The organism is Geobacillus sp. YF-1 (assembly GCF_052692335.1).
Map to the genome: position 1 here is coordinate 2910333 of NZ_CP199850.1, position 13163 is coordinate 2923495.

The window sequence follows — 13163 nt, forward strand, 5'->3', positions numbered from 1 at the left end:
CGTGGGAGAGCGTCGTGCTGGCAGCGCGAAGGTCACCGGTTCGAGCCCGGTATGCTCCATCGAAAAACCCTTGCGTAGCAAGGGTTTTTTCCGTTCTGAGGCGGTTGTTGACGAATGGTCGACGAACTCCATCAACAATTGCCCTATCAATTGCCCTATATCGTCCTATTTTATCGGAAAGCAATATGGTAAAATCCTTGTAACAATGGGTTTTTTCATGAACCCCCCGTCGGCCAGCGGTCATTTTTCCCCCGGGTGGAGGGCAAAATGTTGTCCATGGAGCTTTCTAAGGCTGGTGAAAAACGGCTGAGCGCCTTCATCAATGGGAGAATGCGCGGAAAGAAGGACCGATACAACAAGGTTTTTCTCATTGTAAAGGCATATCCACGATGACATCACCAGCCTCTTCTACAAAAATGCCGAACGGACGCCGATTTTCATCCTCAGGTGGAGGGCGGATCGCGCTGCCTATGGAGCTTTTCCGTATTTGACGATTTTGCCTTCCACCGCGCACGCTGAACCGTCGCGAAGGTCACAGCTCCATTCAGAGAAACCCTTGTTTGGCAAGGTAGATTTCACGCTGAACATCACAGAAACGGCTGGAGACTACGTTCAAAGCGCAAGATCGTCATGCGCTTTCATGGCGACCGAGCTGGAATGTTGCCGAAACGGAGGGAGAGCGTTGAAGCAAATCGCCATTCTGTTGCTTTGCCTGATGATAGTATGGCCCGACTCCGTGTCTGCCCATCCGGGCTCATTGGACGAACTAGGTGGGCATTTCCGCAACAGCGATTGCACATACGTGTTGCATGAACCAACAGCATTAGCCAAACAGGCGAAAACAAAAGCGGAGTTGGTCAAGCTCATTCAAACCTATAACAGCAACGAGCGATGCAAACGGAAGCTCACCCCGGAACGCATCGACTTAGACGGACACGCGCTCGGCGGGAAGGATAACGCTGTTTCGCTGCGGCTCGGCCGCACATACGAAGCAACATTAACTCAATGCATCGACGGGGACACCGCCAAGTTTCGTGTCAATGGCCGCGTATACACGACACGCTTTTTGTTCATCGACACACCGGAAAGCACGATTGAAATCGAGCCGTATGGCAAAGAGGCGAGCCGGTTTACGTGTTCCCGCCTGCAAAAAGGGAAGGTGGTGCTTGAAACGGACGGAAATACGCTGTTTGACCGATATCATCGTCTGCTCGCCTGGGTATGGGTCAACGGCCGCCTGCTGCAAGAAGACCTCGCCAAGGCCGGACTCGTTGAAGATTTTTACGACTATGGCCGCTACAAATATGAATCGCGCGTCCGCAAGGCGCTTGAAGAAGCCAAACGGAACGGCATCGGCATGTACGGTGAACGGTCTGTCGCGAAACATGAACAGGCTCGTTCGAAAACAAAACAGGAAGGGGCGGCGAACACAGCTCCGCAAACCGAAAGCGAGACGGAGCCAACCGATCGTGCGCCTAGCCGCGAACAAGACACGGCCGCTTTCGAGCGATCCGGCCTTCCGCTTCTTTATCCATTGCTTGGCGCGGCAGCAGCCGTAGCGGTGTATTGGCTCGTCCGCCAGCTGAGGAGATGACAAAGAGAGGGTGTCCCAAAAGGATCGGGATCCCCTCTTTTACGTGCTGACTGCTTCTGCCGCTCGATCGGTTGTGCCGATCTTGAAGGCAGACAACCTTTTGGGTCGGCCTTTTTGGCTGGAAAACGAATCTCCCTGATGTTCGTGAAAACCCGGCGCTGGAGGGCGATGATATTCATCCCCCAATGAGTTTCCGCCGCTTTACAAAAACGCACCTTTCACCCAAATGCCCTTTCTTCCGTCGCCACAAAGCCAAGTCAATCATTGCCTCGGAAGCAACGCTTCAATGCCGGCAGCATCTTCATGCACCGCCCGCCCTTGTGTCCCTTCGAGCCGGCGAAAGCCGTATGGCTCCAAGCGCGCAATCTGTTCATCGGTCAGTTCGCTGTAGGCAATGACCGACGGTGTGCCGGATGACTTGTAAATCAAATTGCCGGTCACCGGACATTGAAACGCGTCGGCGACAAATCCTTCTCCGTCTTGAATCGTAAACAGTCGAATGGGCATCACATTCATGTCATTCCCTCTTTCTTTGCATCTTCATGTCATTCCCTCTTTCTTTGCATCGTCATGTATATCACTGCCCTGTCTATATTGATTCTATACAAGCCGCTTGCCGACGATGACCAAATCGCGTTCGATGCCGTCAAGCTCAGCAACGCGCGGAAAATAGCCCCATCGTTCAAACCCGAAGCGGGCAAACAACCGCAAGCTTGGCTCATTATGGGCAAAAATAAAGCCGAGCAGCGTCTTCATCTCCAAATCCGGCGCCTTGTCGACCGCTTGCTTGAGCAGCTTCGTTCCCAACCCTTGGCCGCGGTGTGATTCGGCAATATAAATGCTCACTTCGGCCGTATGGCGATACGCCGGGCGGCCGTAAAACGACTGGAAGCTGAGCCAAGCGCAAATCTCGCCGCCATCTTCCACCACCCAGAGCGGCCGATGGTGAGGATCATGCGCTTCAAACCACGCTTTCCGGCTTTCCACCGACACCGGCTCCAAATCGGCCGTCACCATCCGGCTCGGGATCGTTTCGTTATAAATGCGGACAATGTGCGGCAAATCCGCCGCCGTTGCATCACGAATCAACCATCGTTCCATCCTGCATCTCCACCTTTTTTTCATAAGCATTTCGTTTCCAAAAGCGGAAACAGCGGGAGTATAATCATAACGATGCACAGGGAAAGAAAGGAGAAAACCATGAAACGCCAGCTCGTTGTATATGTTGTGTCGCTCGCCGCGTTTCTCGGCCCGTTCACCCAAACGATTTACACTCCTATTTTACCAGAAGTGAGGGCCGCGTTCGCGACTTCTTCTTTTTTGATCAACTTGACGATTTCGATTTTCACCTTTTTCCTTGCGATGATGCAAATCGTCTACGGACCGCTCACCGACCGAAAAGGGCGGCGCGCCGTGCTGCTTTTTGGCCTTGGCGTATACGTCGCCGCTTCGCTCGGCTGCTTTTTCTCGACGTCCATCGCCACCCTTTTGTTGTGCCGCGCGTGGCAAGCGGTCGGTATCGCAGCCGGATCGGTCGTCGCCGCCACCGTCATCGGCGACTTATTTGTCGGCAAAGAACGGGGAAAGGCGATGGGAACGTTTCAAATGATGGTCTCGCTTGGCCCTGTCGTCGGGCCGATCGTCGGTGGATTTTTGGCCGAACACGTTCCGTTTCGCGCCGTCTTTTTGGCGCTGGTGGCCGCCGGCGGCTTGGTCGGCGTCGGCAATTTCCTGTTGCTGAAGGAGACAAAGCCGGAAACGGCCGTTTCGACCCCGTTCCGCTTCGCCGACTTCGCTTCGGTGCTCCGCCACCGCGCCGGGTCGTCGATCGTGCTGCTCGGATTTATGCAGTATTATTCGCTTTACAACTTTCTTGTGTTTTTGCCCGGCATTTTGACCGACCGTTACGGATTATCGGCGCAAGAAAAAGGAACGGTGTATTTGGCCATGTCGTCGATGATTGTGATCGGCAGTTTTCTTGGCGAGCAGCTTCAAGGGCGCTTTCCGGAGCGGCGCACCATCTTGACGACGACGTATTTGACGACAGCGTCCATTTTTTTCTTCCTGCTCACCGCCTGGCAGTCGCTTGAGCTGCTCGTTATTGCCATCGCCATGTTCGGCTTATTTTTGGGCCTTTCGCTTCCGGTGCAAACCACTGTGTTAACGAACGTCTTTCAGGCGAACCGCTCGACGGCGATCGGCGTGTACAACTTTTTCCGCTATATGGGCATGGCGTTCGGACCGATGATCGGCAGCACGCTGTTGGCCGCTGGTGGGGACCGCCTCGTCTACGCGGTCGATGACGTCCTCTTTTTCGCCTGCGCCCTCTTCCTGACGGCGCGCATCGCCCGCGCCGCCAAGCGTCACTCCTCGGCCTAGCCGCCGTGAGGATTTCCGACCCCGGCAAAAGCGTCCCGTTTTTGGTTTCGTCGGAAAGCCAAGCACCGTGGCGAAGGGCCCGCCCATTCCATTTCTCTAGCCGACCTTGCCCGTTTCTGGCGACAAAGTCGACAGGCAACGAAAGACTCGCCAACCGAGCCTCCTTGCCAAGACGAACCCTCACAAAAACGAAAACGGCGTGAATGTGGCCAGGCCAGACTCACGCCGTTCTTGTTTTCGCCCACGAGCCGATGTGGCGTGGCGAACCCCCCATTCTTCTATCCAACCAACACAAGCCACCCAAAGAAGCCGATGACGTCAGAGCAAGGAAGCGAAGCGGCCGCCGATGGGCAAAAGACTTCCTCCACCTGCCGCGCCATCCGTCCCCAGACGGCCGACTCCCCGCTTCCTTACGCCCTTTTTTTCCGCCATTTCATCAACGTCTCATAAACGATCGGGACGATGATTAACGTCAGCAACGTTGAGCTCGTCAACCCGCCGATGACGGTCACTCCGAGCCCTTTCGAAATCAACGCGCCACCTTCCATTCCTACTGCGAGCGGAAGCAAAGCGCCGATCGTGGCAATCGCCGTCATGAAAATCGGGCGCACCCGCGTACCGGCCGCTTCCAAAAGTGCCTCGCGCGTCGACAGTCCTTCGCGTTCTTTATGAATGACACGGTCAATCAAAACGATGGCGTTCGTAACCACGATACCAATCAACATCAACATGCCGATCATCGCCGATACGCTGATCGTCTCACCGGAAACGAACAAGGCGAGCAAGGCCCCAATGACAGTAAACGGCAGCGAGAACAAAATCGCAAACGGCGCCAATCCGCCCCCAAATGTCACAACTAATACAAAATAAACGATCGCTACAGCAGCGAGCATCGCCCACCCAAGCTGGGTAAACGATTCTTGAATGTCTTCAGTCACACCTCCCATCTGAATATCGACTCCCGACGGCAAGTCGAGTCGCTTGAGTTCTTTCTGTACGGCCGCTGACACCGCTGCAACATCCTTCGTTTTTACTTCCGCCGACACGCTCGCGTGCACTCGTCCGTCATCCCGTTCAATTTCGCTGTACGTATACCCTTTTTTCACCGTCACGAGATCTTTGATCGGCACTTCGATACCAAGCGGCGACGTGATCGTGTTCTCCAGCAAATCGGCAATATCCGCGTACCGCTTGTTTTCATCGGCAAGGTAGACGCTGAGGTCTTCACCATCTTGCTTGACCGTCGCAATCGCTTGGCGTCCACCTTTTTCGGACAAAGCGGCAGCCACTTGTGCCGCCGTCAGCCCTAGTTCGCTCAGTTTGTTCTGGTTGGCGGCAAGCGTATATTCTTCAAAGCGGGCAGCCATGCTCGTTTTCACGTTCACCAGCTCCTCATGGCCGCGCAACAGATCGGCCGCTTGGCGAACGATCGGTTCAATTTCTTCCATGCTGCTTCCATACACGTTTAGCTCGAGAACGTTTGATGTCCCTGAACTCGAGGCGTCTTGACTTTGCCATTCTCCTTTGTCTTTGCGCTCATCAAGCGCCTTCATCACCCGTTCTTTCTCTTCGGCAAACCGTTTCACATCGTGGTCATACTCGACGTAAAACAACGCCGCGTGATCTTGCCCCGGATTCATCGGATTGCCCCCGCCGACAGAAAGTTGAATGTTTTTGACCCCTTGGCGCTGTTCAAAAAACGATTCTACCTCTTTGGCGATGCGCTCCACTTCATCGACCGTTTGTCCTGGGGCGGGGCTGTACGTGACGACAATCATCTTTTGCTCGTCAGACGGCAAGAAGCTGACGCCGACACGCGGAACAAGGAATAAACTGGAGATCAAAAGCAACACCGCCGTGCCGCTGACAATGAACTTATGATCGAGCGACCAGCGAAGCACCCGTTTGTACCAGAACGCTAACGTCTGTTTCCGCTCCCGCACACGAACGTCCTTCGCAGCAACTCCCTTGCTAAACAGCGAGTGAGCGAGCGCCGGAACAACGGTGACGGCGACAAGCAGCGAAGAAAGCAAGGCGAACACAATCGTCAGGGCAAACGGCAAAAACAATTCACCAACCATTCCTTTGACCAATCCGAGCGGCAAAAAGACAGCAACCGTCACAATCGTCGATGACGCGATCGGGATAAACATTTCTTTCGTGGCCGAAGCGATCAATTCTTTCCCGCTAAGTGATTCGCCGGGCAGCGTCATGCGCCGGTAAATATTTTCCACCACGACGATCGAATCGTCTATCACACGGCCGATCGCCACCGTCATGGCGCCGAGCGTCATCAGATTGAGAGTAATATCCATCTCCCGCAGCAACAAAATCGCCATCAGCAACGACAGCGGAATCGATACGACCGAAATCAATGTCGTGCGAATGTTGCGCAAAAACAGGAAGATGACAACGACCGCAAACAGCGCACCAAACACCGCTTTGTCCACCATCGTGTTCACCGAATCTTCAATCGGCTTGCCTTGGTCAAACACCGTGATAATGCGCAAGCCGTCAAAGCGTTTTTCAAGATCTTTGCTCTTTTCCTTAACAGCGTTGACGACCGTCACCGTATTGGCGTCTTGCGCCTTGACCACTTGCACGCCGATCGATGGCTTGCCGTTCGTCCGCGAAATCGATTCGGCTTTGGCAACGACTTTCACTTCAGCCAATTCGCTCAGCGGAACGGAAGGAATAGCCGCAGATCGACCCGTTTGACCAACCGCGCTGTTTTCCGCCCCTCGCGCATCCCGCCCTTGGGGACCGGAACCGGCACCCGGCGCTAGAGCCGCAGCTCCTTGGCCCCCGGCTTGCCCGTCGATCGCGCTTCCTTGCCCGCGACCCTCGACTTCGGCGCCAACCACCGGCGACGGCGCCGCCCCAGCCCCCGAAACGATCGGAATGCGGAGCGCTTTTAAGTCGTCGATCGTTGCGATGCGACCGTCAATGACGACCGATTTTTCCGTATCGCCAAACGTGTACAAGCCGAGTGGAAGAGAAACGGCCGAGGCTTGAATAACATTGATGACCGATTGTTCAGTCAGCCCATACCGCTTTAACTTCTGTTCATCAAAACGAATGTTCACTTCTTGCATTTGTTGGCCGGCGACCTCCACCGAATCAACGCCGTCGATGCCCTCTAACTCGGGGACGATCTCACGCTCGACGATCTTCGTCAGTTCGGCCAGCGAGCGGTGGCGGTCGGTAATGCTCAATGAGATGACGGGAAACGCCGAAAAGCTGATCCGCGACACGTCCGGCTCTTGCACCCCGTCAGGCAGCTGTAAATGACTGAGCGCCTCTTTCACTTCATTTTGCGCCGTTCCCATATCCTTGCCAAAATCATATTCAATTTGCACAAATGACGCGTTCTGAAAAGAAGAGGAGCGGACCGCTGTGACGCCGTCCAAATGTTCCACCTGCCGCTCAATCGGCTGTGTCACCTTCTTATCCACTTCCTCCGGCGTCGCTCCCGGATACACTGTCGAGACGGAAATGAAGGGCACGTTGATGTTCGGAATCGTCTCAAGCTTCATACCTACTCCTGAATACAGCCCAGCCACGGCGACAATAAGTGTCAAAATCCAAACAGCGAGCTTGTTGTTAAGCGAAAATTGAATGATGCTCCTCACCCGTTTCTCCTCCTTACGTCCATCCTCATCGCTTCACACCTCTTGACTATATGGTCACAAATTATATACTAATTGACCAATTAGTCATTTGTCAAAATACGAATCCCCTTCCTTGGAAACGGAAAAGCACCGTTTCATTCCCACTCGCTGACAAACGATCTTCTTTGCATTCCAGCTTATCACACCACCTCCTCCTTTTGTCATGTACCAACGCCCGATTTCCATTACGGTTTAAGCTGCCGTTAGGATTCAATCGTTCGAGAATCAAGGAAACGTTCCATAGGCAAGCGATCCGCCCTCCACCCGGGGATGAAAACCTCGCGCCGGTCCTGCATTTTCACGGAAAGTTTCCATGGACAGCGATCTACCCTCCACCTAGGCATAAAAATCCGCGTCAGGCCGGCATTTTCACAGAAAGATCCATGGGCAGCGTGGCCTGCCCTCGACCCGTGGATAAAAATTACGCGCTAGTGCAGCAATTTTCACAGAAAACACAAAAATCCACCCTCTTGTCATGCGAGGGCGGATTCGAGACGGAAAACCGCTGTTACGCTCCGCGTTGTTTCGATGAGAAGGAAAACGAAGTCATCGCGGCGGCGCCCCGAAAAGAAAGCCGCCGCACCGGCGCTTGCCGTCCATTTGCTCAGTCGACTGCTGTTTCCTTTTCTTCCAGCTCAGCCGCTGGCACATCCCGGCGTTCATGAAGGCGACCGTCTCGCAAATGAACGGTCACCATCTGCGTTTCCTCGTTATACCCGTCAATCCAGACCGACACCCCGTTGTAGTAAACGGGAATATCCGCCGGTGATGAAACGATTTGTTTCACACGGTTCATGTCCATAACCGATGGTCCCCTTTCCATGGATCGTTCATTTCCTAGTATGAGAAGAAACAGGAATGGTTATGCCAAAACCGTCCACACTAAAGAAGAAATCGCTGAAGTGAGGGATGAACATGAAGGTAAGGAGTTGGCTTGTTTCCTATTGGCGAATGTCAACCGCCCTTCGGTTGCTAGTCACGGCCAGCGCCACGATCATCGTGTTTGGAGCGTTCATGCCCCTCATTGAACCGCAAACGTTCCGCACGATGTTTGACGGTGTATGGTGGGCGATCGTGACAGCAGCGACGATCGGCTATGGCGATATCGTTCCGGAAACCGTTGCTGGGAAACTGGCGGCCATCGTGCTGATTGCTGTCGGCACCGGCATTATCGGCGCCTATTTCGCCTCGGTGTCAGCTGCCGCCGCCACGCGGGAAACGGCACACACGAACGGACAGCTAGCGTACAAAGAACACGGGCATATCATTATAGTCGGCTGGAACGAACGGGCGCGGGAAATGCTGCTGCGTTTGGCCGAACAAGACCCGCCGTCGCGCGTGGTCCTCATTGACGCCACGGTGCCGTCCCATCCGCTTCCGCACATTCCCGTCCACTTCATTAAAGGGGCGGCGCACGACGATGCTGTCCTTGAAAAAGCGAACCTCGGCCATGCCCGCTTTGTGCTGATTACCGCCGATCCGCATAAAACGGAAGAGGAAGCCGACCGCGATACGATCGTTGCATTGCTGGCCGCCAAGAGCCTCAATCCGTCCGTGTATGCCATCGTAGAAATCTTGACCGCCCGCCATGTCCCGAACGCGTTTCGCGCCGGAGCGGATGAAGTGATCCAAACTAACTTGTTGGCGAGCGCCGCCATGACCGCTAGCCTCTACTCGCCCGGAACGGCTAGCGCGCTCGAACGGATGTTGGGCCGCTTCGGTGAACAAACACTGCGCCTTCTCCCTCCAACCGAGCAGCAAATCGGCCAGCCGTTCGCCGCTGTCCAACAGCAGCTGCTCGCCCAACACATCGCGCTGCTTGGCGTCGTTTGCGGGGATAGCGGAAGCCTATCCATCCGGCCGCAGCGCCTGATTGAAAAAGACGACCGCCTGTTCGTGCTCGTTTCTTAATCGAGCAGGCGGCGCTCCAACTCTTGAACGAGCGCGTTGCCGACGGAAATCAACGGCTCTGGAACGGTCGCATCCGGGTCTTGCGGTTCAGCAAACTGGTCGAACGACGCCGTAAGGTTGCCCACATCCGCAAAATCATCGATGCCGCGCTGATATTTATGGGCAAGCAAAAACGGACGCCCGAGCTCGACCGTTGTGCCATGCGAATCGAGCTGCCCATCGACCGCTTGAAACGGCACACGCAAAAATTGGTAGCCTAAATGGTCGGCGATTTTATAGTCAAAATAGCCGTGGTCATACTCCCAACCGCCGCCGATCTCATAGCCGAGCGGCTTGAGTGTTTGCTCGAGCTGATGCAACGAAAACTGTTTTCCTTCCAGCCTCGACGGAATTTCAATCATCCACAATCCCCTCCTTTCCTTTTATCGTTTCCCGTTTGGAAACAATTATTTGCCTGATCTGGCCGTTGCCTTTTGGCGAAAAATGGACAGATTTTCTCAACCTAACGGGAGGCGAAACAACAATGGATGATCCGCCGCGTGACCATGCAGGCTACTTGTTCCGGCCGCAAAGCTGTAAAAACAACGGACCTAGCAAGCTGCCCCCCTCTTCCTTCAACAGATCGCCGTCAGCGAGGCAGAAGGGCGAAAAACAACTAACGCCCCTTCCCCCTAGTGAAAGGAGAAGAGGCGTTGTTCGGGTCGCACTCATCCGTTCGAATCAGCCGTGCAAACCGTGAGGCTAGTTCAACCGTTTTTCCAACTCTTCCTTCAGCTGCTCATAGCCTGGCTTGCCCAAAAGGGCGAACATGTTCTTTTTGTACGCTTCGACACCCGGCTGGTCAAACGGGTTGACGCCAAGCAAATAGCCGCTCATGGCGCATGCTTTTTCAAAGAAGTAGACGAGGTAGCCAAACGTGTATTCATCGAGTTTCGGCAAGGTGATGACCAAGTTCGGCACACCGCCGTCCGTATGGGCGAGCAATGTCCCTTCGAACGCTTTCGTGTTCACGAAATCAACCGTTTTTCCGGCCAAATAGTTCAGGCCGTCGAGGTCGTTTTCCTCGGCCTCAATGATCAGCTCATGGCGCGGCTCCTCGAGTTTCAACACCGTTTCAAACAAATCGCGGCGCCCTTCTTGAATGTATTGGCCGAGCGAATGCAAATCGGTCGAGAAATCGGCGGAAGCCGGATAAATGCCTTTTTGGTCTTTCCCTTCGCTTTCGCCAAACAGCTGCTTCCACCATTCGGCGAAATAGTGCAACGCTGGTTCATAGTTGACGAGCAGCTCGATCGTTTTCCCTTTGTTGTACAAAATGTTGCGGATGGCCGCGTATTGGTAAGCGGCGTTTTCCTCCAGCTCCGAGGAGCTGAAATCGTCGCGCGCTTTGGCCGCGCCTTCCATCATGGCGTCGATGTCTGCGCCGCTTGCGGCAATCGGCAGCAGCCCAACCGCCGTCAACACGGAATAGCGGCCGCCGATGTCGTCCGGAATGACAAACGTTTCATATCCTTCCTCATCGGCCAGCGTCCGCAGCGCCCCACGTTTGCTGTCGGTCGTCGCGTAAATGCGGCGGCGCGCTTCCTCTTTGCCGTATTTGTCCTCAAGCAGCTTGCGGAAAATACGGAAGGCGATCGCCGGCTCCGTCGTCGTCCCCGATTTGGAAATGACGTTGATCGAGAAATCTTTTCCTTCGAGAAAATCGATGACGTCTTTCATATACGTCGAGCTGATGTTGTTGCCGACAAAAATGATTTGCGGCGTTTGCCGCTTCTCTTTCGGCAAAGCGTTGTAAAACGAATGGTGCAGCATCTCGATCGCGGCGCGCGCGCCAAGGTACGAGCCGCCGATGCCGATGACAAGCAGGACATCGGAGTCCGATTGAATGGTTTTCGCCGCTTGTTTGATGCGGGCGAATTCGTCTTTGTCATAGTCGACCGGCCAGTCAAGCCACCCTAAAAAGTCGCTGCCGACGCCGGTTTTTTCATGGAGCGAATGGTGCGCGACTTTCACGGCATCGCGCAAGTAAGTCAGTTCGTGTTCGCCAAAAAAGGCAAGCGCTTTGGAATAATCAAAACGAATATGGGTCATCCATTCCCGCCTCCCCTTCAATGTTCATTGCCTTCTTTCACTTTAGCCGAACGGACAAGGGAAATCAAGCGGCGCTCCTCCTTGGAAACGGATTCAGCTTTGACAATTTTCGCCGCGCCGGTGTCCTTTCTCCCATCCCGCCATCATCCCGCGTTGGGGCGCTCCTCTCGCGCCCGAGCAGCCGGCTCGGCCCATGTGAAAAACGCCGGCTCGAGACGGGTGCCACCGCCAAGCCGGCGCCTTGATCCATCAACCTACGACCGCGGCGCCCCGTTACAGGGAGGCGCGCAAAATCGCAAGCACATCATCGCGGTTCAACGTTTTGAAACGGCCGAATTCGCCAAACGCCATCGCTTTATCGGCCATGAGCTCCACATTCTCATCATTGATGCCGTAATCCGCCAACCGCGACGGCGCCCCAAGGCTCGACCAGAACGCGCGCAGCCGCTCGATGCCTTCAAGCGCCACATCGCGTTCCGTTTTGCCGGCCGGATCGACATCAAAGACGCGCACCGCGAGCTGGGCAAAACGGCTGACGTTTTCATCGAGCACATGCTTCATCCAATTCGGGAACAAAATCGCCAAGCCCCCAGCATGCGGAATGTCGTACACCGCCGAAACCGCGTGTTCAATGTTATGCGTCGCCCAGTCGCCGCGCACGCCCATTTGCAAGAAGCCGTTTAAGGCGATCGTGCCCGCGTACATGATCGTTTCGCGCAGCTCGTAGTTTTCCAAATCGTTGATCAGCTTCGGCGCCGTTTCAATCACCGTTTTCAACACCGCTTCGCACATCCGGTCTTGAAGCGGCGTGTTTGGCGTATGGTGGAAATATTGCTCAAACACATGGGACATCATATCGACGATGCCGTAAACCGTATGGTCTTTCGGAACGGTCATCGTATACGTCGGATCCAAAATGGAAAATTGCGGGAACGTAAACGGGCTGCCCCAGCCGTATTTTTCTTTCGTCTCCCAGTTCGTGATCACTGAGCCGGAGTTCATCTCCGAACCGGTCGCCGCCAGCGTAAGCACGGTGCCAAACGGCAGGGCGCCAGTGACCGCCGCTTTTTTCGTGATAAAGTCCCACGGATCGCCAGCAAATTTCGCGCCGGCGGCAATCGCTTTTGTGCAATCGATGACGCTGCCGCCGCCAACGGCGAGCAAAAACTCAATCCCTTCTCGGCGACAAATGTCCACCCCTTTTCTGACAGTCGAAACGCGCGGGTTTGGCTCCACCCCCGGCAGTTCGACGACGTCAGCGCCAATCTCTCCCAACATCTTCATGACTTCCTCATACAATCCGTTTCGTTTGATGCTGCCGCCGCCATAGACAAGCAGCACTTTTCGGCCATAGCGCGGCACCTCTTCTTTGAGCCGTTCGAGTTGCCCTTTTCCGAAAATGAGTTTCGTCGGATTGTGGAAGATAAAATTTTGCATATGTATCGTCCTCCTTTTGCCTCCATTATGGCGGCATCTCTCATCCTTTGTAAAGCTATTTGCCTGCGCAGGCCGCCGTG

General features: G+C 54.7%; 10 protein-coding genes. 3 read left to right on the top strand and 7 right to left on the bottom strand.

Features of this window, described 5'->3' with window-relative positions:
* Positions 1–682: 682 nt before the first annotated feature.
* Positions 683–1594 carry a thermonuclease family protein gene (locus tag ACTVIM_RS14425; RefSeq protein ID WP_445612990.1) on the top strand — a complete coding sequence of 304 codons (912 nt, stop codon included), beginning with the start codon at positions 683–685 and terminating at the stop codon, positions 1592–1594.
* Between the two features lie 261 nt (positions 1595–1855).
* Here the strand turns inward: ACTVIM_RS14425 and ACTVIM_RS14430 are convergent, their stop codons facing one another.
* Together ACTVIM_RS14430 and ACTVIM_RS14435 are read right to left on the bottom strand one after the other, a co-directional pair.
* On the bottom strand, positions 1856–2110 hold the full coding sequence (locus tag ACTVIM_RS14430) for a hypothetical protein (RefSeq protein WP_033019311.1): 255 nt from the start codon (positions 2108–2110) through the stop codon (positions 1856–1858).
* An 84-nt stretch (positions 2111–2194) separates the two neighbouring features.
* Positions 2195–2695, bottom strand: a complete 501-nt coding sequence (locus ACTVIM_RS14435; RefSeq protein WP_081897253.1) for a GNAT family N-acetyltransferase — start codon at positions 2693–2695, stop codon at positions 2195–2197.
* 99 nt (positions 2696–2794) lie between these two features.
* Between ACTVIM_RS14435 and ACTVIM_RS14440 the strand changes: the two genes are divergently transcribed.
* Positions 2795–3973 carry an MFS transporter gene (locus ACTVIM_RS14440; RefSeq protein WP_445612991.1) on the top strand — a complete coding sequence of 393 codons (1179 nt, stop codon included), beginning with the start codon at positions 2795–2797 and terminating at the stop codon, positions 3971–3973.
* Between the two features lie 410 nt (positions 3974–4383).
* Here the strand turns inward: ACTVIM_RS14440 and ACTVIM_RS14445 are convergent, their stop codons facing one another.
* On the bottom strand, positions 4384–7605 hold the full coding sequence (locus ACTVIM_RS14445; protein ID WP_033844507.1) for an efflux RND transporter permease subunit: 3222 nt from the start codon (positions 7603–7605) through the stop codon (positions 4384–4386).
* A gap of 643 nt (positions 7606–8248) precedes the next feature.
* Positions 8249–8446 (bottom strand): H-type small acid-soluble spore protein, encoded by a 198-nt coding sequence (locus ACTVIM_RS14450; protein WP_033019306.1) that lies wholly within the window; start codon positions 8444–8446, stop codon positions 8249–8251.
* Positions 8447–8559: 113 nt separating this feature from the next.
* Between ACTVIM_RS14450 and ACTVIM_RS14455 the strand changes: the two genes are divergently transcribed.
* The gene (locus ACTVIM_RS14455; protein ID WP_445612992.1) at positions 8560–9555 is read left to right on the top strand and encodes a potassium channel family protein; all 996 of its coding nucleotides are present in this window, start codon (positions 8560–8562) and stop codon (positions 9553–9555) included.
* Here the strand turns inward: ACTVIM_RS14455 and ACTVIM_RS14460 are convergent.
* The 3 genes from ACTVIM_RS14460 to ACTVIM_RS14470 all read right to left on the bottom strand — a co-directional run bounded on the left by ACTVIM_RS14460 (position 9552) and on the right by ACTVIM_RS14470 (position 13083).
* Positions 9552–9956 carry a YugN-like family protein gene (locus ACTVIM_RS14460; RefSeq protein WP_445612993.1) on the bottom strand — a complete coding sequence of 135 codons (405 nt, stop codon included), beginning with the start codon at positions 9954–9956 and terminating at the stop codon, positions 9552–9554. The two genes, ACTVIM_RS14455 and ACTVIM_RS14460, sit on opposite strands and share 4 nt — an antisense overlap.
* 340 nt (positions 9957–10296) lie before the next feature.
* The gene (locus tag ACTVIM_RS14465; protein WP_445612994.1) at positions 10297–11646 is read right to left on the bottom strand and encodes a glucose-6-phosphate isomerase; all 1350 of its coding nucleotides are present in this window, start codon (positions 11644–11646) and stop codon (positions 10297–10299) included.
* Between the two features lie 273 nt (positions 11647–11919).
* Positions 11920–13083, bottom strand: a complete 1164-nt coding sequence (locus ACTVIM_RS14470) for an iron-containing alcohol dehydrogenase (protein WP_445612995.1) — start codon at positions 13081–13083, stop codon at positions 11920–11922.
* Positions 13084–13163 lie beyond the last annotated feature (80 nt).